A 16,577-nucleotide genomic window follows, 5' to 3' on the forward strand; every position below is an offset into this window, starting at 1 on the left:
TTGGTGTGTGACTGATTCGGGACATCAGTTATCATTTGCGCATTGATAACATGCTTAAACTATTAGAATGGATAATGCAGTTGTAGTCAGAAGAGCTTCAATCAGCTCGCGGCCACAGTGGGCGCTCGTGCTCCACAGCATCAATGGATATTGTGTTTGCGTGGTTGATAAGTCATTCCCGATAGTGGAAGGTCAGGAGTTGTCACGCCACCACGCGCATAGAGGGATATGGGTACTATCAGGGAGTGACACAGTCTTTCCGGCTAACGTACATGGCGGCATGAGTCTGAATGAGGCTGAGCAGGCCCTATTCCGAATCACTCAGTAAACCTGTTGCAGCACTAATCTAACTTTCACTTCTGGCACTGTTCTCTTACGTACTGCTGCAGCCCGGCTATTTGCTTCCCGGCGACTTCGATTCGCTCTCTGAGGGTGAAATAATCCCGTTGAGCGGCGTCAGTAAGTCGGGCGCTGGTTGCATCATCCAGGCTGGAGGTGCCGGAGGCGGATTGCTTCGCGCAGGTGGCGTTGAGCTGCAGCCGGCGCTTGCCAGTAGCAACATCATCATGCAGCTGATCGATAGTCGCTTTAGCATCAGCTAACTCCTTCGTGTATTTCTCATCGAGTGCGGCCACGTCACGCTGGCGTGTCTGCATATCGGTGATGGTGTCATTCGCCAGCTTTAGGCTGCCGGTAGCAGTGTCACGCTGCGCTTTGTAGTCAATGGCATTGCCGCGATAATAGAGCGCAAACACCGTCGAGGTGGCGATAGCGACGATGGCCAGCAGCGCGAGCGCCAGTAGCAGCTTAGCCTTTAAGGTCATCGACACTCTCCGCCAGACACAATGAGCGCTCCATGTCTCGCCGGTTCATCAGGCCCCGCCATTTCATGCCACCGGCATACACCCAGCGGCGGAGTTCTTCACATGCACCATCAACATCACCTGAGTTCAGGCGCTTTAACAGAGTGGATTTGGAGAACGCGCTGGAGCCAACGTTGTAGGTGAAGCTGTAAAGGGCGGCGCGCTGATATTCACCCAGCGGCACTTTTACCAGGCCGTCTACCGATTTCTTAACCGGCTGCAGGTCATTCCATAGAAGCCGATCGCATTCCCGGTCTGTGTACTTTTTTCCTTTGATGATATCGGTGCCGGTATGACCGTCGCAGACAGTCCAGACGCCAGCCACATCTTTGTAAGGCTCGTACACCCTGCCCTCTACCCCATCCTTACCGCCGAGGAATACCGTAGCTATAGCCATAGCTCCGCCACCCGCGACAGCAATAAGCTTATTGCGCAGGCTGTTTGAGATAGCCATGAGTTAATCCTCGTTGATGTCTGGTGCAGTGGGCCAGCGCTGAAGGGCTTTGATTTGCGCCAGGGTAGCCTTGCGCTTGTAATACCAGTTGATGCCGAGCGTGAACAGCGCGACCAGAATACCGGCCAGGACGCCTACAGCACTCCATTCATCGGGACTCAGCCGCGTCAGCAGACCATTGGCGATTGTCCCGGCAGATGCGCCATAAGCTGCGCCTGAAGCCAGTTTGCTCATATCGATACTCATAACACCTCCGTGATTACGGTCGGTGCTGCAGGTAGTCAGAAGAAAAGATCGCCCGATGCCACACAGGAAAAGGTGAGCGTCGATTTTGATTGGCATGGGCGATAAACGAAAAAAGGCCGCTCTAATGGCGACCTTTTGGAATAGTTTAGTGATGCTACTTATCCGCTACAGGGTATGAAGAATTGCTTATCCCCTGCAGGGTATAGAAATAAAAAAACGCCCTCGCAGTTGGTGAGACCGCAGGGCGCTTTGACTATCACAAATCGATGGAACTGACTGGATTTAAGTGCCGCAGCATCCTTAAGAACACTTACGGCATCTTATATCTGAATTGTTGCTCAACTGCTCAAGTAAGTCAACACCTTCTAAGCCACTCTTTGCAATTTAACAACACGTTTGCGATCGTTAAACGCTTTTTGCAGCGGAGAAAACAAAATAAACAGGCTGGCATTAAGGATTTCGTCAACTTCTCTCCGGCACGTAGCCAGAGATGGCTTTCTGATTTTTCCTTCTGCTGACCCTGACATTTTGCGGGGACTTGCGACCTTATGGTAGTAGGATGCAATGGCGTGCTTGGATGAGCCGTGCGAGTAGTAACTTAGCAGGATGCCGAAAGCCTTTTTATCGATGAACATGACGGAGTCCACGACCTGAGAAATCAAGAGTCCGTCATCATCGTTGCACATTGGCCGGGAAGGATAAGATTGCGGCTCTACAGTCGCCATGTATTGCGCTATGACACTGCTCTGGCGCTTTTCCAGTCTTCCTGAGTAAACCCACGCGCCCCACAGTTCCAGCCAGTTATTCAGCCAGTCGTGCTGATCTTTCGTCAGGTTGAGTTCACGCACCGGCATTCTTCACCCCCATCATTTTCGACATGTTATGAATGATCCGGTAATCCACAGCAAAGCCACCTTTGCGTTTGTAGATGCGGAGTTTCTGCCACTTCTCTCTGAGGTATTGGGTCATTTTTGCCACCTGATAGCCTTGTCTAAATAACTTTGGGGAATGTCTAAAAGCCTCTGGCGCTCAGCAGGGGTGATGTTTCGTATACCCATGAAAACAACTCCGGAAGGGGTTCTGACTGCGTTTACGCCTCGATTGCGATAGTGATTTAGGGTGGATATAACATTCTGAAGATTCATGCCGCTTCCCTCTGCTTTACCAATGCACGAAGCAAAGCCCTGTAACGCGCTCTGATGGCGTCCAGTTCTTCACGGGTGTATCGGTGAGGTTCATTGTTGGATTCGAGCGCCAAGACGCGCTGAAGGCCGATTTTGGTGATGAGGTTAATGCGGTAAGGACCGATAGCGCCGGAGTGATGCACGTTGCATGCTGCACACTGGCTGTGAACGTTGTCTTCGTTGAATCGTAACTGTGAAGCCGCTGCCGTTGTCCGGTAATGTCCAGCGTGGTAGATGACCGCCGTTGTGCTGCCGCAGCTGATGCAGATATCCCCGTCCCGCGCTCTGATATAGTCGTTAAAAGCTCGCTGAGTCATGTTGATCCAGTGGCTTAACGGCTTCACATCTGCTTTGCGTTTGTTCCATGCCGCGCGCTGCTCTTTCTCCAGGCGCTTTTGCTTGCGCTCGGACAGCTGGTTAGCGAGTTGGATGGCACATTTGGGAGAACAGACGGTTTGCAGGCTATTGCGGGGGATGAACTTCTCAGGACAGCATTTGCACTTCTTTGGCTTGGACGGCTTCGGCGTGGTGCCTTTAGCCATTAAAGTACCCCTCATATTCCGACTCAGGAACGCGCTCAGCTATCAGGCGTAGCTCTCTGTCTCTGATGGTGTTGTGAGGGTCAGCATCCAGTTCTTTTGCGATTACAGCAAAATGCTCGGCCGCTTTCAGGTATTCCTCTTCTCTGAAGTTTGCATGGCATATGCCGGAATTATCACAAAGTCGCCACACCGTTTTTCTGTCTTCTTTTTTCTTGGCAGCTATCAGCCCTTGCATGAATTCTTCTAGCGCCCTTAGCTGATGGAGGTCATACCCTCTTATCTCATCACGTAAATTACTCATCGTCTTCCTCCAATGCAGACCGCGATGATGACACTCAATACGAATAACCCAATCCGATCGGCGTTAGTCATCTACCCCTCCGTGCATGCGATAGTTCGGATCGTCTAGCAGCTCGATTTCGCAGTCGCTGCAGCAGTAGGTCTCGACCGGCTCCAGCAATGCCTGACAGAAAGCGCATGCAGAAGCAGGTGGCTCGCCAGCGCCAGTAGGCGGATTTAACGGGGCGGTCTCTTTCATGGTCTTCCCACTCCATATCGCACTCGCAACTTTCGCAGCTAATGCCGTAGTGATGTTTGTCTTCAGAGGTGAGGATGGTGTAGCAGCGGTGACAGCGCTCACGCATTACGCCTCCTGTCGATTTCTTTCTGAGCGGCTTCATTTATCTCACATTCTGTCTGAACAGGGATTCGACGTGATTTTGGGCCGGTCCACTCTGCCCCTGTGAATGGGTTTTTGCCTGTGCATGATGCGCTGTACTCATCTAACAGCTTCCATCGCTGCCAAACATGCTTTCGCATATATGTCCGGATGTAGACTGTCGTTCCTACGATTCCGGTCTTACTTAGATCGAACGAAAACTCCTGCTTAATCTTCATCGCGTCTTCCTAATTCTGTCGGACACAGCCCGGCGCAACCGTGCAACGTAATTGCAGGTTGTGACTTCGGATTCAGTCGGGATTTTGTGGCGGCGGCGTTTCTGGCGGGGATACTTCAGTTTGGCGTGTTCACATGCTAAGAAGGTGATGCTAATTTGCCGGCGCATGTCCACCTCTCGCAGTTTTCAGCAACTGATCGAACTGATAAACCTTGCTGTTCTTCTTGCAGATGGTTGTGATTTTTCGCTGGCAGGAGTGATGCTTAACATCTGCTACGTACCGGGTTCCCCAGCGCGGATATTTTTCTGCTACCCGATATTCGTACCCGCATCTGAACTTAATTTTACGACGGTGCAGCGTTCCTTCGCGGTAGGCCATCTGAATAGCAGATTCAATGTGGCGGTAGTCATACCCCATCGGGATCATGTGCAGGTAGATTTCCCGGGATGTGGCAGAGCCTTCGATAGCTAACAGGCTACGGATGGTTGCTATGCGCTCTTTGATGGACGGAACCTTAGTCATTCTGTTTATCCTTCAGCTTCTGGTATTCGCTATCGTGCGGGATAGTCAGCACCAGCCCGAACTGCGCGCACCACCGCTCAACCTGATTCAGGAAGAAGTGCATCTCTCCCGTATCAAGGTTTGAGGTGTGTCGGGGTTCGTAGGTGATGACCTTCTCGCCGGTGACGAAGTCGGTGTAGGTAATCTCTTCACAGCCCAGGTATGTGCGCTTGAGGTTTCGCTTTACCCATTCTGGCGTCGCGTCAGTGCGTCCTGACTTAATCAGGTAAGCGCTGATTTCGGCGTACCACATGTGAGATAGTGCATTCTGTGAAAGGCTGCGTTTTTCTTTCCACGGCTTCAGGATGAGCCGGTAACAGTCGCCGGATTCGAGCAGAGGTTGAAGCTGTTGCCCGATGGCGTTGAAGTTTGTCTTATGAAGCCTCAGGCCCTCTTTCGGTATCTCCATCGCGCTTGTCTCTCTTCAGTGCGTCGCCCAGCACCTTGCGCATCACCGCGGGGTAGCAGGTGAAGTCGTGGAACTTGCGGCCGTGGATGATTACTTCCTGCAGGAGGGCTTCGAATTCGTCATCTGGCAGGAGATAGGTTGATTTCTTGAGAGGGATTACGTTGCTCATGCGGACCTCTTGCTTAGCTGTGACCGCGTCAGAATATGGATGCCAAACTTGCCTATCCTGATTTCTTTTCTTAGACCGATTCTCGCGCTGTATAAGGGCGGGAAGATGCTGCGATCGATGACGTTGAGTCCATACCCGAAGAAGCGGAACCAGAATGCTCTGCGTGATTTATTCCATGCGATAGTCTTCATTCTTCCTCCTGCTTGCTGCTTAACGCTGCTTGCCATCCATCTTGCCAAATCTCCCAGCTGGTTTCGACAATGTCAGGGCTTGGATAGTCGTCCGGATGCCAGCCGGTGTGGTCCTCGAAGCTCTCAGCGAATAGCTCTCTCTGCTGCCGCTCCATCTCATCTTTGTCGCTCATGCTTCCTCCGACACTGGCGTAAAGGCTTCAAGGGATAGATCCCATCCGGATGGTGTCTCAAGTATTCCATTTTCACCAATCAGCCCGCCATACCAATTGCAGTTGAAGGTGTAGCTGCCATCCTCGTTGAAATCGCTAAAATCTGAAGCAATTTCCCTTTCGATTTCTTGTAGATCCTCGATAGTACACACCCCGTTAGCGTGACAGATGAACGGCTCATCACCGCCTGAGAAAAAGACTGTAACTTTCAATGCGTCACTCATTCTTCCTCTCCTCGCTCGCGCTCCTGCTGCACAACCCGATAGGCGATGATGTCGGAGTCGTAAGATGTCTTACTATGCCCCCAATAGTAACCTCCAGCTTTTCTAATGCCGCCACCGAAGCAACCATTACGAAGTTTAAGTTCAACATTCGCGTTACCATCAACAGGACACTTACCCCCACCCCACTCAATCCAGGCATCATCGCCCTTCTCCTGCTGCTCCAGTACAGGGAGTGCAATCTCAAGGGCTTCGAGGTATTTCTCCTCAAGCAGGCTCATTCCGTTGGCTTTCATTGATTCGATGTGCCACTTGCACCATTCAGCAGTTAGCTTGCTCATCATGCATACTCCGTAACGTTTTCACTCGCCCATGCGTGGTCGTATTCGTCGGACGGCATGTTGGCGATGTAGTTGTAAGGTGTCGCGCCGTCCATCATCAGGAACTGGTGCGATTGCTCATGCAGGTAAAGCGGAATGCCACCTTCCCAGCCTTCTCCGTTACGCTGCTTCTCCAGCATCAGGACTGATGCCGAGGTTGCCAGCGCGGCCTGCTCCTTCTCGTTCAGCGGCTCCCCAGCGTGTTGTTTCTGGATAGCGCGTTCTCTGACCTTGTTGCGCCAGATGATGAAAAGGTTGTCGGTAAGGTCCGTGATGGCACTGGTTCCTTTCACGTCCATCTTCCCGGTGGGCTTCTCTTCGCTGTCAGATTTCCGGCTGTGAGTAACCATGATGACGTGGCTGTTGGTGCGGTTTTTGAAGTCGCAGATAGCGTCAACAAAGGCTTTCTGGCCGTTGTAGTCATCCTCCCCAATCCCGCACTTCATCAGGCTGTCGATGATGAACAACTGAATACCGTAGCGTCGGTTGGCGTACTCGAAGATTTCCAGCAAGCGGTCAGCCTTCGCCGTTCCTGTCAGGCCAAAAAGCCACAGCCGGTCATCGTAGAAGTTGAATGCAGAGTCGATTTCCATCTGAGGTGGTAGCTTTACGCAAGTTGCCTGTCGTGTGAGGCGCTTCAGTAACGCTCCCGGTTTAAGCTCCAGAGACGCAACGCAGGAACGAACACCCTGTCGCATAGCCTCGAGTACCATATGCCCCACGACTTCGGTTTTACCGTGCCCGTTCACCCCATTCACGATGGTCAGTTCGGCTTCACGGAATGCGAAGTTGTGATTTAGCGTCTCCCATGGGCTGCGGAACATGCACTGCTCTTTGCCGTAGAAAGCGTTGATGGTGTCCTGATAGAACTCGCGGGCGCTGTACAGCTCTTCGGGGTCGAAGTAAGCAGCGCGCTCCAGTACGTCGATAACCTCGTCGCTGGTCATTCCTGCCCGTAAGCACTCGTTGATGTCCTTGTGTGGCAGGTTAACCAGTCTGCAGCGGTGCTCGCCGAGGCGTGATGCGATTTCCTTGGCGGCAGTCTGCCCGACTTCATCTGAGTCCATGGAGATCCAGATTTCGTCGAAGCGGTCGAGGTTGTGATACTCGAACTCAATCCACTGCTGCTTGGCTCCCTTGCCACCTCCGAACGGAACGGAGAGCGCGGGCAACCCGTACTGGAAATACGTCATGCAGTCGATTTCGCCTTCGCAGATGACCACCAGGCGGATGTTCTTCGGCATTGCCTGCCATCCGAACAGGCACGGCTCGCACTCGCCTTCAGCCATAATGACCTTCTTGCCGTTCGGGCGCTCTGTACTGATGCGCTTGACCTGCAACAGCTCACCATCGCGCTTGTACGGGAACGCCAGAGCATCCAGCTCGCGCTCGCCATTCCATACTTTCGCCGCGGCGACTTCAAACGCCTTTGCCGTCTCTGCGGTGATGCCGCGAGATGCCAGGTATTCGAGGTGCTTTTCGGTTTTGGTGAGGTACTTACTGATTTTCTTACGGTCGGGCCGGGAGAACTTTTTCTGCTGCTTTGCTGCGAAGTGGTGGTCGTCGTCTTTGATGCCGAGGAACTCTTTGGCTTCTGTCATCGCCTGGTGCAACCCGCAGTCTTTCACGGCTACCCACAGGTCGAGGAGGTCACCACCGCTTCCTTCAGCAAAGTCCTGCCAGACTTTCTTGCCTGCCAGATTCACCTTCAGGCTCTGGCCCTTTTCCCCGTTAACGCTTCCTGCTACCCACTCATGCGATTCTTTTTTGCCGTTCGGCAACAGGTATTTCGCTACCCTGTCGACATGATTCCAGAGCATGTCACTCAGTTCTGATGGTGTCATACGGCCCTCAGGTGAAGTTTCTCAAACCAGTACCGGACAAACTCTTCGCTCAACAGGCCGTGGTTATATCCGGCAATCAGCAATGATTTAATCTGTGGCTTCATGTGATCACCTGTCGAAGAACACGTAGCCGGTTTTGCTGATTGTTACCGGTGATTTGGCAGCGGCCTGCCGCTTTTGCTTCTCGCGGTCGTTCTGATATTTCAGCTTCGCACTGAGAGCCATGAACCAGCTCTTAGGCTGCTCGTTCTGAAACTCGATGTCGTATCGCTGAAGCTCTGCATCGAGATCGACGTAGCAGTAAAGGCTTTTCCATGCTGAGTAGTCGTCGTGATTCAGCCGGATAACATTGCCTTCAAAAGCATACTTTGAAGGGTTGCCTCCCGGCTTGCCGGGGGTGTTAATTCTTTTTTGTCTTTCTGTCTTTAAAGAATGTCTTTTGTGTGTAGCTGAGGTGGCTACATCGCCTGTAGCTGAGTTAGCTACTTTTTTTGTAGCTGAGTTAGCTACAGTGTCGCCATTTTGGATACACCACTCAGAGACCACTTTGTTTATGGACAGCTTGTTTCCTGATTTTGTCAGGATATTCATGTTGATGAGTTGGTTTCTCGCATTGCAAACATGAGTGCGGTGTATTCCGGTCATCTCAGCAATTTGCGAGTCAGCAATGCGGTCCTCTTTCTTGTTGAAGCCGTATGTTTTTCGCATGACGGAAAGAGCGACTTTAAGCTGACGCGATGTTAAGTCGGCCATGACAAGAGCTTCTAAAAGCTCGTTCGCAATCCTTGTGAAGCCGTTCTCAATCTCAGCCACGCGGATCTCTCTTGCCTCAATATGAGGCGTTATGTCGTGTACTTCAGCCAGATTGCTCATTTGCCCTTCTCCTTCGCTTTGGCCTCTTCCAGAATGTGCTTCAGTTTCTCAGCTACCGTCGGGTTAAAGCCTTTGCAGAACTCGATGCGGGCAAGGTTTTTGCGCATTTCTGCCTGGCGTAAAACGTGTTTCTTTGGCATAATCATCTCCGGGATATGCATCGTGGTTGTTGCCCCACCCTACGCCTCAAAGAGTTCATTGCTCTTTGGGGCGTTTCCTTTTGCGAGAAGCTGCGCCACCTGCCGGGCTAAATGAGCCATCTCGTCATCCACGACACCCCATTCCAGTACTGCCAGAAGCATCGAGAACTTCGGTATCCAGTCTCGTTTCCAGCGGCTTATCTGCGCCTTATCGACACCAACAGCAGCTGCTGTCTTTTCAGTGCCTAACAGGGCGATTTTGTTGAGCAAGGCGCTTTCAATGCGCAATGCCTCGTTGCGTTTCTTTGCATGATCCATTTCGTATGATTCCTTGGTGATAAGTTGTTGTTCAGACGTGACAAAGCCGCAGCTATTGCCACGAACGTTTTGTTGTTTCGTTTGAGTTAGTCGCCACGTTCTCGGTGGCTTCCGTAGGACTTCATGTCCGTTGTAAAAAGAGCGGTGTTGCTTAAGCGGCTCGAGAGCCGCGTTTCTTGCCGTACTGTAACCAGAGCGGGTCGCACTGGAGGGCTGCGGCAAGTTCAAACAAGAAGCGCGGGCGTTGTGTGGAACCTGCTTCAATTTGCTGTATTGATTGCTGCTTCATTCCAGCTTTCTCAGCTAATTGCGCCTGTGTCAGATTTAACTCCATGCGCTTCTGTTTGAGGCGTTGAGAAATTGTGTCCATTACTCACCTCCACAGTTTTATCTGTATTGTCTAACAGTTACTTCTGTTTGTCAAATACAGCTTTAACTGTGAGGATGTAAGGAAATGGAGAGGATGCTATGAGCCTTGCAGAACGAGTAAAGCAAAGAAGGGCCGAGTTGGGCCTAACTCAGGCTGAAGCCGCAGAAAGGGCTGGTATCAGGCAGCAGTCTTGGGCGAGTATTGAGGAAGGTAAAACATTAAAGCCGCGCAACATTGTGGGTATTGCTGAATCTCTTAGCTGTGATCCGTCATGGCTAGTTAATGGTGGTAACTTCCAGCCTGTTAGCGAGGTGAACACAAGGAGGATTCCATTGATCAGCTATGTACAAGCTGGAGAGATGGCTACTAAAGGCCCTATAGAAGCGCTTGATGGCTCGTGTGAGTACGTCATGACTGATATGGACTGGTCGCAATATACCTTTGCATTAAAGATTATAGGCGACTCTATGGAGCCTGATTTTAAGGCTGGCGATGTCATTATCGTCGATCCGGAAATAGAGCCTGCACCTGGAGAATTTGTTGTTGCGAAGAACGGCGAGCATGAAGCCACCTTTAAAAAGTACCGCCCAACTACTCTTGCAGAAGATGGCAGACAGCACTTTGAATTACTCCCCCTGAATGATGATTACCCAGTAATGCGCAGCATTGAAAAGCGCATCCAGATCATCGGTACCATGGTTGAGCACCGCATTTACCGCCGCAAAAGATAGCATACGCATCATCGGTAAGGTGGTTAAGGCTCAGTGGCCGGAAGAGACGTTTGGTTAGGCTTTAAAGTTCAGAGGGCTTATGGAAGACGATAAAAAAATTAACATTGCCGAGATTGTTCTTTCAATAACGATCAATGATTTAAAGGATTTTTTGAAGAGCTTTGAAGAAAATGATCACGACTTAAAATGCTCTTGTTGCAAAGGAACTCGTTGGGAAATCAACAGCAGCCCAAATGATAAGACTAAGCCTGTGATAGTCACAATGCCACTTCCTTTGGTTAACGGATCAGGGGTTTGGGCATTTTACGTTGTATGTTTTACATGTGGTGAAATCAAACTGTTCCACACTAGTAAAATTGCAATGTGGCTGCATGAGAAAAGAAAATGATTACACCCTGCTTTGACGATGATTTCTTCTTCCGCGAGGCGCATTTTAATCTACAGCAACCAAACAAAGCAGCTGGTATACTTGATAATCAAGATGGCAGCCATATGTTAGTTGCTGAAACAGTCACCATTGATTTTGAGGAGGAGATCGTGACTACATCAGAAAGCCCGCATCTGAAAATCCCTCTCACTTTCAAATCGGCAATGTGGATGGGTATTGGTTTTTTGGCCGTGGCGTTAGGCGGAGCTTGGGCCATGTACACCCATTTAGATAACAAGCTTGAAACCTATCGGTCTGGTACTGAAGCGCGCATTGAAGCGGCGAGAGCAAACCTTGACGGTAAAATAGAATCTCTTGGCAGCGAAACACGCGCTCATTTTGAGGCGGCTAGAGTAGAGTCTAAAGCCGACAATGCCGCCATTACATCTCAACTTCAGAGTATTTCTTACAGCTTATCCGAATTAAACGGAAAGGTTTCAAAAGATAAATAACCCGGCCACCGCACCGGGTTTTTCATGCCCACCCCTAAAGCTATCTCCTGCCGTGCCGATAACACTAATGTCCAGAGAGACACGGCCTCAGGGCCGGAACAAGCTGATTGTCCGCATCACTCTTGCCCGCCGTGTGCGGGCTTTTTTTGCCGCTTACGCTTGCAGGTAAAAAAATATCGGCCAATAATGAAAGTGAAATATATCCATCACTTTGCTTGTTGCTCGACAAGTTACCGCCAGCGCTGGTCTGGCGGTTTTTTTTGCCCGCAATCCTGACCTGCACCGTCAGTGCGTCGTCGACAGCAGAGCCAGCGCCATCTGCACTACTATGTCATCTGCTTTATCAGCATAAAGACCTGTTATCTTCTCCTTTATTGCCAGATTAGTTATCGCCCGCCCCTCCCTCAGCAGCTCCATAGTCCCCCTACCAAGAACCTCTCCCACCTCAGGCATCATCTTCCTGTGCAAGTCAGCCACATCTTTGTTTCTCATGCCACCAACCTCCTCCTGTTAAGCCATGAAATCGTAGCACTGAGTCCAGCTTTGTGCGGGATTTTTGCGGCTGTAGAAAATTTATTTCCGTTTAAATACATATATATATGTATTTTCATATCAATTTTACAGTTTTATCTGTTGACGGTAATACAGTTTTATCTGTATCTTTAATCCATCAGCAGGACGCTGGCGCAGTACGAAACGGATAGCAGCTCTTTGTAACAACGAGCGGGAAGCTCTACGGAAGGTGCCGAGAACGCACCGAACTCAAACAGTGGTTACTGTGTGCATTGTTGCGACAGTGCAGCCAGTAACTAACCGGAGGATTTATGGCGAACGTCGTCTATGGCAAATCACTTAACCCTGTTGGAAAAGATAACGCGAAGTCACGTCGCAACGCTCGCCGGGCTGAAGAGGCTATTAAGGCGCGTGAGATTGAAGCGATTCTGGCGAGCGCATTTAGTCAGGAAGCGCCGCAGCGTCGCGTGGAACTGAGCCGCGCTGAGATTGCCTGCAAACGGCCGGCAACTGACCGCGTAGTCAAGGCTGTAGAAACAGAGACGGAGTATCACAAGCAGATTCTGGCGGGCGCAGCGAAGTACATCGGCGGTGAAATCAGCAGCGGGATGTGCATACCAGATGTTGCGCTCTATCAGGCAGGTCATCGCAAAGTACGCAAGGACGCAACACACATCGTTAAGTGAGGAAGGCATGATTTTTTCAAATATCGAAAAACACTGGTCTATCCGTACTAATTTCGTATGGCGCAAGATCCGAGTGATTTCTGTTAAATAAAGCAGAGGATTACATGAATGATTACCGCAACCCGTGGCACAAAGGCGGCAAAGGTTATGGGCCAGCCTATTACGAAGCAGAGCGCAAAGTAACTTCTCACTACGGCTTCGATATTTACTACCGGGCCGGGTGTTTTGATGTTGTGCAGAACGATATCTGCCATATGCAGATGGCAGGACTAAATGCTGCTAAGCGTTGGTGCGAAGAAAACAAATTCAAACAGGTCGCTTAGGCGGCCTTTTTACTGGAGCCCACCATGAGCAACACAGACTGGATTATCTGCTGGATAGTCATCGTGGGTCTCATGGTGGCGGGTTATTTATCGAGGGGGTGAGATGATTAATGAAAATGGCGGCCCGGCGTTTCCTTACTCGGGAGTTCACAAGGCAGAGAAAGAAAACCAAATCATTGATAGCCATGGCATGACGCTGCGCGACTACTTCGCAGGTAAGGCGATGCAGTCAGTGATACATCGATATGAAGGAATGGGGTTTGGTGGAAATGCTGATTCTCCTGAATTTATTGACGTAGCTGAACAGGCTTACTTTATGGCCGACGCCATGATTGCAGCGCGGGGCCAGTAACCACTACAGGAGAAGAGGATGACAAACGAGAATTTTGGCTTTGAGGAATGGATGGATTTTCTTCGTGACCATGCGGCCAAGAAAGGCGGTGCAGCAAACTTTCCAGATGAATGGGAGGAAGATTATGACGCTGGCCTGACTCCAGAAGAGGCATGGAGCAAAGCCTGGGATTGATAGCAGCGCAATGCCTTCCATCCGGTTGGCATTTCGGTGCTAGTCACCAACGCTAGGTTTGATAAATCCTTACAACCAGACAGTAGTGCTCCCTATGGGCGCCGCAATGGCGCCCGTCTTTTTGACACCAACCAAATTCAATGAGGTATCCCATGCGCTTATCTATCGCAGGGGCGGCATCGGGCTGCCCACAAAACACCATGTTCGCATTCAAATTAACCGGCGCAGACGTTATGTCCTGGAAGCCGAAGAGCCGCCTGCAGAAACTTGTAGAGCGCCTGATTCAGTCAGTAATGCAAGTAGGCCAGCCATGAGCGCGCCGGCAGCAGTTGAGCAGTACCGAAAGCAGCAGGAAGAGCTGGAGCGTCAGCGTCGCGAAGAAGAGCGACTGGCAGGCTTCGACTTCACCCGCATGCTCCTGCAGAAACTAGGCCTGAGGGTTAAGAGATGAAGATGAAAATCGAGTGCGGCGAGGTCAAGACCCGCGCCGGATATCGCCCCGGAATGATGGTTATCGAAGCTGATGAAGTGTCTCTGCTCGACTTCAACGGCAAGCAGCTACTCAACCAGTTCGACATCAAAGACGTCATGGAGTGGCTTACAGAGCAGGGTTACACGATTCGCCAGGAGATAGCAGCATGATTGACCCGGATATGTATTTCATCGAGATGATGAAAGCCATCTTACAGCCTGTGCTTGAAGAGATGACACCAGAGCAAGCCGCAATGGACGCGATTGCTGATTACCGTACGGAGCAACAACAGAACCGCATCGACTGGTGCGCCCATAACTGACACTGAGGTGTGAGATGAAATTTGAAAAAGCCATGAGGAAGAAAGCCAAGCTGCGGCTGGCACTTACCGGGCCAAGTGGTTCAGGAAAGACGTACAGCGCTCTGCTGGTAGCGAAAGGCATCGGCGGACGCATCGCTGTTATCGATACGGAGAAAGGCAGCGCATCGCTCTACTCTGACGTCGCAGAGTTCGACGTCCTCGAGTTAGATCCGCCATTCACTCCTGAGCGCTTCATTGAAGCTATCAGCGCTGCTGAGAAGGCCGGTTACGACAGCCTCATTATCGACAGTATCACCCACGAATGGGGTGGAGTCGGAGGTTGTCTGGAGCTGGTCGACACCATCGCCAAAACGAAATACCGCGGCAACTCATGGTCAGCATGGAGCGAGATTAACCCACGTCACCGCTCGTTCCTGGATGCGATTCTGCGCTCCTCAATGCACATCATCGCCACTATGCGCAGCAAGACGGAAACGGCGCAGGTTGAAGAGAATGGCCGCAAGAAGGTCGCAAAGCTCGGCATGAAGTCAGAGCAGCGTGATGGCGTTGAATACGAGTTCACTACCGTCCTCGATATCGGACATGAAACGCATCATGCGATCGCCAGTAAGGACAGGACGAAGCTGTTCAGCAATGCCGACCCGGTTGTTCTCAGTGAGCAGACTGGTAAGCAGCTACTCAACTGGCTTGAGTCAGGCGCTAACCCTGCAGAGGAGTCGCTGAAGGTATTTACGCAGTCAGCAGCTGAGGCTGCCAGCATTGATGACCTCAAGACGCTTTTCGAAGAAGCGTGGCGCACCCTGCGCGGCACCGAATATCAGGCTAAGGCCAAAGAAATTTATGACATCCGCAAAGCGGAACTTGAGCAGAAAAGCGAGGAAGCATAATGGCAGAAAGCCCAATCAGCGCTGAGCAGCAGGAGTTTTTCTGGAGCAAGGTTAAGAAAGGGAGCGCATCGGAATGCTGGAACTGGCAGGGAGCCAAAAAGCCAAAGGGTTATGGCAACGTAAGGATAAACGGTAAATACCTTTTGGCACATCGTGCTTCATGGGAATTAGCGAACTTCCCAATACCGGAAGGTTTCTTCGTCTGCCATGCCTGCGATAACCCATCCTGCTGCAATCCTTCTCATCTTCTCTTAGGTAATGCTCGCGCAAACTTTACAGACATGGTGAGTAAAGGAAGGCAAGAGTTCGCAAAGAACAAGGCAATCGGATCCAGAAACGTCAACGCGAAATTAACTTGGGATCAGGTTTGTGAAATACGCAGCCTACATAGTCGCGGAGGCGTTACTGCCAAAAAGATTGCAAGCGACTTTGGCGTCACACCCTCAAACATTCTCAGCATCATTCACTTCAAAACAAGGAGGACTGCCTAATGGCAGGAATCAATAAGGTCATAATTATCGGAAATCTGGGGCAGGACCCAGAAATCAGATACACCGCATCAGGTTCAGCAGTGGCGAACTTGTCTGTAGGGGTCAGTGAGCAATGGAAGGATAAGACCACGGGAGAGAAGAAGCAGCACACAGAATGGATGCGCGTGGTGCTGTTCGGAAAGCTGGCAGAAGTCGCCGGCGAGCATCTTCGTAAAGGCTCACAGGTCTATATCGAAGGTCAGCTGCGCACCCGCAAGTGGCAGGACAACAGCGGGCAAGACCGCTACACAACGGAAATCGTCGTAAACGTCGGCGGGACACTGCAAATGCTGGGCGGCAAGCAGGAGGCCAGCCAGGGAAACCGACCTCAGCAAAATCAGCAACCGCGTCCGCCGCAGCAGGCTGGGCAATCTACTCCACCGGCAAGTAACGAGCCGCCGATGGATTTTTCGGACGATATCCCCTTCTGATTTAACCCTCCAATAAGGCACCTGTATGACTTTAACACCGCTCGAATCGGCGCATTACGCACGCCTGTCAGAAATACAAAAGGAAAGGTTTCTGTGGCGTACAGAGCAGATGACGCCGCATCAGAGGAAGTGTCAGCAGGTTGCCTTAGCCGCGGCAGAAGCAGCGCAGGCGGCGAAACTTGGTGAGGAGCACGAGCGCAGGTTAACGCCGGAAAGGAAGTTTCAGCTCATGGAAAAGCGCCGGTTGCGTCAGGTAGCCAGGGAGACGGCTGTACGCCCTCCTCTGCCTCGCATAATCGTCACGAAGCCGGGAGTGCTGTGGATGGATTACACGACAGAGCGGCGCGGTAAGTTTGGCGCTGTGGTGCAGGACTAACTATTTCGCCGCTCAGCGGCACAGGAG

The 16,577-nt window shown here is 51.2% G+C and carries 34 protein-coding genes; 14 read left to right on the top strand and 20 right to left on the bottom strand.

What is annotated here, in order from left to right; all coding sequences use genetic code 11:
• Nucleotides 1-353: 353 nt before the first annotated feature.
• From Q9R34_RS12640 to Q9R34_RS12730, 19 genes are all read right to left on the bottom strand, one after another.
• Entirely contained in the window at nt 354-824 is a 471-nt protein-coding gene (locus Q9R34_RS12640) for a lysis protein (RefSeq protein WP_485894096.1), read from the bottom strand.
• Complete coding sequence (locus Q9R34_RS12645; protein WP_485894098.1) at nt 808-1,317, bottom strand: lysozyme; 510 nt, start codon at nt 1,315-1,317, stop codon at nt 808-810. Before Q9R34_RS12645 ends, Q9R34_RS12640 begins: the two co-directional genes overlap by 17 nt.
• 3 nt (nt 1,318-1,320) lie before the next feature.
• Nucleotides 1,321-1,563: a phage holin gene (locus tag Q9R34_RS12650; protein WP_033772838.1), complete on the bottom strand. Its 243-nt coding sequence runs from the start codon at nt 1,561-1,563 to the stop codon at nt 1,321-1,323.
• Between the two features lie 365 nt (nt 1,564-1,928).
• On the bottom strand, nt 1,929-2,417 hold the full coding sequence (locus Q9R34_RS12655; protein WP_485894101.1) for an antiterminator Q family protein: 489 nt from the start codon (nt 2,415-2,417) through the stop codon (nt 1,929-1,931).
• Nucleotides 2,404-2,532, bottom strand: a complete 129-nt coding sequence (locus tag Q9R34_RS12660) for a YlcG family protein (RefSeq protein ID WP_485894103.1) — start codon at nt 2,530-2,532, stop codon at nt 2,404-2,406. Before Q9R34_RS12660 ends, Q9R34_RS12655 begins: the two co-directional genes overlap by 14 nt.
• Nucleotides 2,533-2,704: 172 nt before the next feature.
• A complete protein-coding gene (locus Q9R34_RS12665; protein ID WP_485894105.1) occupies nt 2,705-3,289 on the bottom strand; it encodes a recombination protein NinG in 585 nt (194 codons plus the stop codon).
• Complete coding sequence (locus Q9R34_RS12670) at nt 3,282-3,590, bottom strand: hypothetical protein (RefSeq protein ID WP_485894107.1); 309 nt, start codon at nt 3,588-3,590, stop codon at nt 3,282-3,284. Before Q9R34_RS12670 ends, Q9R34_RS12665 begins: the two co-directional genes overlap by 8 nt.
• A gap of 592 nt (nt 3,591-4,182) precedes the next feature.
• Nucleotides 4,183-4,353: a NinE family protein gene (locus Q9R34_RS12675; RefSeq protein WP_485894109.1), complete on the bottom strand. Its 171-nt coding sequence runs from the start codon at nt 4,351-4,353 to the stop codon at nt 4,183-4,185.
• Nucleotides 4,337-4,708, bottom strand: coding sequence for a hypothetical protein (locus Q9R34_RS12680; protein WP_485894111.1), 372 nt, complete (start codon nt 4,706-4,708; stop codon nt 4,337-4,339). Before Q9R34_RS12680 ends, Q9R34_RS12675 begins: the two co-directional genes overlap by 17 nt.
• Entirely contained in the window at nt 4,701-5,156 is a 456-nt protein-coding gene (locus tag Q9R34_RS12685) for a YbcN family protein (protein WP_485894113.1), read from the bottom strand. The genes Q9R34_RS12680 and Q9R34_RS12685 overlap by 8 nt, the downstream gene beginning before the upstream one ends.
• A complete protein-coding gene (locus Q9R34_RS12690) occupies nt 5,122-5,325 on the bottom strand; it encodes a hypothetical protein (RefSeq protein ID WP_485894115.1) in 204 nt (67 codons plus the stop codon). The genes Q9R34_RS12685 and Q9R34_RS12690 overlap by 35 nt, the downstream gene beginning before the upstream one ends.
• Nucleotides 5,326-5,512: 187 nt before the next feature.
• Nucleotides 5,513-5,689 carry a hypothetical protein gene (locus tag Q9R34_RS12695; RefSeq protein ID WP_485894117.1) on the bottom strand — a complete coding sequence of 59 codons (177 nt, stop codon included), beginning with the start codon at nt 5,687-5,689 and terminating at the stop codon, nt 5,513-5,515.
• On the bottom strand, nt 5,686-5,952 hold the full coding sequence (locus tag Q9R34_RS12700; protein ID WP_485894119.1) for a hypothetical protein: 267 nt from the start codon (nt 5,950-5,952) through the stop codon (nt 5,686-5,688). Before Q9R34_RS12700 ends, Q9R34_RS12695 begins: the two co-directional genes overlap by 4 nt.
• A complete protein-coding gene (locus Q9R34_RS12705) occupies nt 5,949-6,293 on the bottom strand; it encodes a hypothetical protein (RefSeq protein WP_485894121.1) in 345 nt (114 codons plus the stop codon). The genes Q9R34_RS12700 and Q9R34_RS12705 overlap by 4 nt, the downstream gene beginning before the upstream one ends.
• Nucleotides 6,290-8,173: a toprim domain-containing protein gene (locus Q9R34_RS12710; RefSeq protein ID WP_485894123.1), complete on the bottom strand. Its 1,884-nt coding sequence runs from the start codon at nt 8,171-8,173 to the stop codon at nt 6,290-6,292. Before Q9R34_RS12710 ends, Q9R34_RS12705 begins: the two co-directional genes overlap by 4 nt.
• Nucleotides 8,174-8,281: 108 nt before the next feature.
• Entirely contained in the window at nt 8,282-9,046 is a 765-nt protein-coding gene (locus Q9R34_RS12715; RefSeq protein WP_485894125.1) for a replication protein, read from the bottom strand.
• Nucleotides 9,043-9,186 carry a hypothetical protein gene (locus tag Q9R34_RS12720; RefSeq protein ID WP_158086851.1) on the bottom strand — a complete coding sequence of 48 codons (144 nt, stop codon included), beginning with the start codon at nt 9,184-9,186 and terminating at the stop codon, nt 9,043-9,045. Before Q9R34_RS12720 ends, Q9R34_RS12715 begins: the two co-directional genes overlap by 4 nt.
• Nucleotides 9,187-9,225: 39 nt before the next feature.
• Complete coding sequence (locus Q9R34_RS12725; RefSeq protein WP_033748108.1) at nt 9,226-9,504, bottom strand: CII family transcriptional regulator; 279 nt, start codon at nt 9,502-9,504, stop codon at nt 9,226-9,228.
• Between the two features lie 151 nt (nt 9,505-9,655).
• Nucleotides 9,656-9,874 carry a helix-turn-helix domain-containing protein gene (locus Q9R34_RS12730; RefSeq protein ID WP_239315307.1) on the bottom strand — a complete coding sequence of 73 codons (219 nt, stop codon included), beginning with the start codon at nt 9,872-9,874 and terminating at the stop codon, nt 9,656-9,658.
• Nucleotides 9,875-9,972: 98 nt separating this feature from the next.
• Here Q9R34_RS12730 and Q9R34_RS12735 point away from each other — a divergent pair, with 98 nt between their 5' ends.
• From Q9R34_RS12735 to Q9R34_RS12745, 3 genes are all read left to right on the top strand, one after another.
• Complete coding sequence (locus tag Q9R34_RS12735) at nt 9,973-10,605, top strand: LexA family protein (RefSeq protein WP_239315308.1); 633 nt, start codon at nt 9,973-9,975, stop codon at nt 10,603-10,605.
• 79 nt (nt 10,606-10,684) lie between these two features.
• On the top strand, nt 10,685-10,993 hold the full coding sequence (locus Q9R34_RS12740; RefSeq protein WP_485894129.1) for a hypothetical protein: 309 nt from the start codon (nt 10,685-10,687) through the stop codon (nt 10,991-10,993).
• Entirely contained in the window at nt 10,990-11,484 is a 495-nt protein-coding gene (locus Q9R34_RS12745) for a hypothetical protein (protein WP_485894131.1), read from the top strand. Before Q9R34_RS12740 ends, Q9R34_RS12745 begins: the two co-directional genes overlap by 4 nt.
• Before the next feature lie 285 nt (nt 11,485-11,769).
• Here Q9R34_RS12745 and Q9R34_RS12750 read toward each other — a convergent pair whose 3' ends face one another.
• Nucleotides 11,770-11,976 (bottom strand): hypothetical protein, encoded by a 207-nt coding sequence (locus tag Q9R34_RS12750; RefSeq protein WP_033748118.1) that lies wholly within the window; start codon nt 11,974-11,976, stop codon nt 11,770-11,772.
• Nucleotides 11,977-12,308: 332 nt separating this feature from the next.
• Between Q9R34_RS12750 and Q9R34_RS12755 the strand changes: the two genes are divergently transcribed.
• From Q9R34_RS12755 to Q9R34_RS12805, 11 genes are all read left to right on the top strand, one after another.
• Nucleotides 12,309-12,683, top strand: coding sequence for a transcriptional antitermination N peptide (locus tag Q9R34_RS12755; RefSeq protein WP_485894134.1), 375 nt, complete (start codon nt 12,309-12,311; stop codon nt 12,681-12,683).
• Between the two features lie 104 nt (nt 12,684-12,787).
• Complete coding sequence (locus Q9R34_RS12760; RefSeq protein ID WP_485894136.1) at nt 12,788-13,006, top strand: hypothetical protein; 219 nt, start codon at nt 12,788-12,790, stop codon at nt 13,004-13,006.
• 103 nt (nt 13,007-13,109) lie between these two features.
• Nucleotides 13,110-13,358: a hypothetical protein gene (locus Q9R34_RS12765; RefSeq protein ID WP_485894138.1), complete on the top strand. Its 249-nt coding sequence runs from the start codon at nt 13,110-13,112 to the stop codon at nt 13,356-13,358.
• Between the two features lie 18 nt (nt 13,359-13,376).
• The gene (locus tag Q9R34_RS12770) at nt 13,377-13,532 is read left to right on the top strand and encodes a hypothetical protein (protein WP_485894140.1); all 156 of its coding nucleotides are present in this window, start codon (nt 13,377-13,379) and stop codon (nt 13,530-13,532) included.
• 106 nt (nt 13,533-13,638) lie between these two features.
• On the top strand, nt 13,639-13,983 hold the full coding sequence (locus Q9R34_RS12775) for a hypothetical protein (RefSeq protein ID WP_485894142.1): 345 nt from the start codon (nt 13,639-13,641) through the stop codon (nt 13,981-13,983).
• Nucleotides 13,980-14,174, top strand: a complete 195-nt coding sequence (locus Q9R34_RS12780) for a hypothetical protein (RefSeq protein WP_485894144.1) — start codon at nt 13,980-13,982, stop codon at nt 14,172-14,174. Before Q9R34_RS12775 ends, Q9R34_RS12780 begins: the two co-directional genes overlap by 4 nt.
• Nucleotides 14,171-14,326: a hypothetical protein gene (locus tag Q9R34_RS12785; protein ID WP_293649101.1), complete on the top strand. Its 156-nt coding sequence runs from the start codon at nt 14,171-14,173 to the stop codon at nt 14,324-14,326. The genes Q9R34_RS12780 and Q9R34_RS12785 overlap by 4 nt, the downstream gene beginning before the upstream one ends.
• A gap of 14 nt (nt 14,327-14,340) precedes the next feature.
• Nucleotides 14,341-15,213, top strand: coding sequence for an ATP-binding protein (locus Q9R34_RS12790; RefSeq protein WP_293649104.1), 873 nt, complete (start codon nt 14,341-14,343; stop codon nt 15,211-15,213).
• Entirely contained in the window at nt 15,213-15,704 is a 492-nt protein-coding gene (locus Q9R34_RS12795) for an HNH endonuclease (RefSeq protein WP_485894147.1), read from the top strand. The genes Q9R34_RS12790 and Q9R34_RS12795 overlap by 1 nt, the downstream gene beginning before the upstream one ends.
• Nucleotides 15,704-16,174: a single-stranded DNA-binding protein gene (gene ssb, locus Q9R34_RS12800; RefSeq protein WP_485894148.1), complete on the top strand. Its 471-nt coding sequence runs from the start codon at nt 15,704-15,706 to the stop codon at nt 16,172-16,174. The genes Q9R34_RS12795 and ssb overlap by 1 nt, the downstream gene beginning before the upstream one ends.
• Before the next feature lie 25 nt (nt 16,175-16,199).
• Nucleotides 16,200-16,550 carry a hypothetical protein gene (locus Q9R34_RS12805; RefSeq protein WP_485894150.1) on the top strand — a complete coding sequence of 117 codons (351 nt, stop codon included), beginning with the start codon at nt 16,200-16,202 and terminating at the stop codon, nt 16,548-16,550.
• The last annotated feature ends 27 nt before the right edge of the window (nt 16,551-16,577 follow it).

The organism is Enterobacter sp. BRE11 (genome assembly GCF_031844285.1).
GTDB lineage: Bacteria > Pseudomonadota > Gammaproteobacteria > Enterobacterales > Enterobacteriaceae > Pantoea.

Bases quoted from the DNA above. Each gene is read 5' to 3' on its own strand.
- Q9R34_RS12670 (WP_485894107.1), bottom strand. From the start codon at position 3,590: ATGAGTAATTTACGTGATGAGATAAGAGGGTATGACCTCCATCAGCTA.
- Q9R34_RS12785 (WP_293649101.1), top strand. From the start codon at position 14,171: ATGATTGACCCGGATATGTATTTCATCGAGATGATGAAAGCCATCTTA.
- Q9R34_RS12695 (WP_485894117.1), bottom strand. From the start codon at position 5,689: ATGAGCGACAAAGATGAGATGGAGCGGCAGCAGAGAGAGCTATTCGCT.
- Q9R34_RS12710 (WP_485894123.1), bottom strand. From the start codon at position 8,173: ATGACACCATCAGAACTGAGTGACATGCTCTGGAATCATGTCGACAGG.
- Q9R34_RS12740 (WP_485894129.1), top strand. From the start codon at position 10,685: ATGGAAGACGATAAAAAAATTAACATTGCCGAGATTGTTCTTTCAATA.
- Q9R34_RS12640 (WP_485894096.1), bottom strand. From the start codon at position 824: ATGACCTTAAAGGCTAAGCTGCTACTGGCGCTCGCGCTGCTGGCCATC.
- Q9R34_RS12780 (WP_485894144.1), top strand. From the start codon at position 13,980: ATGAAGATGAAAATCGAGTGCGGCGAGGTCAAGACCCGCGCCGGATAT.
- Q9R34_RS12795 (WP_485894147.1), top strand. From the start codon at position 15,213: ATGGCAGAAAGCCCAATCAGCGCTGAGCAGCAGGAGTTTTTCTGGAGC.
- Q9R34_RS12755 (WP_485894134.1), top strand. From the start codon at position 12,309: ATGGCGAACGTCGTCTATGGCAAATCACTTAACCCTGTTGGAAAAGAT.
- Q9R34_RS12790 (WP_293649104.1), top strand. From the start codon at position 14,341: ATGAAATTTGAAAAAGCCATGAGGAAGAAAGCCAAGCTGCGGCTGGCA.
- Q9R34_RS12765 (WP_485894138.1), top strand. From the start codon at position 13,110: ATGATTAATGAAAATGGCGGCCCGGCGTTTCCTTACTCGGGAGTTCAC.
- Q9R34_RS12770 (WP_485894140.1), top strand. From the start codon at position 13,377: ATGACAAACGAGAATTTTGGCTTTGAGGAATGGATGGATTTTCTTCGT.
- Q9R34_RS12745 (WP_485894131.1), top strand. From the start codon at position 10,990: ATGATTACACCCTGCTTTGACGATGATTTCTTCTTCCGCGAGGCGCAT.
- Q9R34_RS12725 (WP_033748108.1), bottom strand. From the start codon at position 9,504: ATGGATCATGCAAAGAAACGCAACGAGGCATTGCGCATTGAAAGCGCC.
- Q9R34_RS12715 (WP_485894125.1), bottom strand. From the start codon at position 9,046: ATGAGCAATCTGGCTGAAGTACACGACATAACGCCTCATATTGAGGCA.
- Q9R34_RS12760 (WP_485894136.1), top strand. From the start codon at position 12,788: ATGAATGATTACCGCAACCCGTGGCACAAAGGCGGCAAAGGTTATGGG.
- Q9R34_RS12685 (WP_485894113.1), bottom strand. From the start codon at position 5,156: ATGGAGATACCGAAAGAGGGCCTGAGGCTTCATAAGACAAACTTCAAC.
- Q9R34_RS12665 (WP_485894105.1), bottom strand. From the start codon at position 3,289: ATGGCTAAAGGCACCACGCCGAAGCCGTCCAAGCCAAAGAAGTGCAAA.
- Q9R34_RS12750 (WP_033748118.1), bottom strand. From the start codon at position 11,976: ATGAGAAACAAAGATGTGGCTGACTTGCACAGGAAGATGATGCCTGAG.
- Q9R34_RS12645 (WP_485894098.1), bottom strand. From the start codon at position 1,317: ATGGCTATCTCAAACAGCCTGCGCAATAAGCTTATTGCTGTCGCGGGT.
- Q9R34_RS12690 (WP_485894115.1), bottom strand. From the start codon at position 5,325: ATGAGCAACGTAATCCCTCTCAAGAAATCAACCTATCTCCTGCCAGAT.
- Q9R34_RS12775 (WP_485894142.1), top strand. From the start codon at position 13,639: ATGGCGCCCGTCTTTTTGACACCAACCAAATTCAATGAGGTATCCCAT.
- Q9R34_RS12650 (WP_033772838.1), bottom strand. From the start codon at position 1,563: ATGAGTATCGATATGAGCAAACTGGCTTCAGGCGCAGCTTATGGCGCA.
- Q9R34_RS12700 (WP_485894119.1), bottom strand. From the start codon at position 5,952: ATGAGTGACGCATTGAAAGTTACAGTCTTTTTCTCAGGCGGTGATGAG.
- Q9R34_RS12675 (WP_485894109.1), bottom strand. From the start codon at position 4,353: ATGCGCCGGCAAATTAGCATCACCTTCTTAGCATGTGAACACGCCAAA.
- Q9R34_RS12805 (WP_485894150.1), top strand. From the start codon at position 16,200: ATGACTTTAACACCGCTCGAATCGGCGCATTACGCACGCCTGTCAGAA.
- Q9R34_RS12655 (WP_485894101.1), bottom strand. From the start codon at position 2,417: ATGCCGGTGCGTGAACTCAACCTGACGAAAGATCAGCACGACTGGCTG.
- Q9R34_RS12705 (WP_485894121.1), bottom strand. From the start codon at position 6,293: ATGATGAGCAAGCTAACTGCTGAATGGTGCAAGTGGCACATCGAATCA.
- Q9R34_RS12660 (WP_485894103.1), bottom strand. From the start codon at position 2,532: ATGACCCAATACCTCAGAGAGAAGTGGCAGAAACTCCGCATCTACAAA.
- ssb (WP_485894148.1), top strand. From the start codon at position 15,704: ATGGCAGGAATCAATAAGGTCATAATTATCGGAAATCTGGGGCAGGAC.
- Q9R34_RS12680 (WP_485894111.1), bottom strand. From the start codon at position 4,708: ATGACTAAGGTTCCGTCCATCAAAGAGCGCATAGCAACCATCCGTAGC.
- Q9R34_RS12730 (WP_239315307.1), bottom strand. From the start codon at position 9,874: ATGGACACAATTTCTCAACGCCTCAAACAGAAGCGCATGGAGTTAAAT.
- Q9R34_RS12720 (WP_158086851.1), bottom strand. From the start codon at position 9,186: ATGCCAAAGAAACACGTTTTACGCCAGGCAGAAATGCGCAAAAACCTT.
- Q9R34_RS12735 (WP_239315308.1), top strand. From the start codon at position 9,973: ATGAGCCTTGCAGAACGAGTAAAGCAAAGAAGGGCCGAGTTGGGCCTA.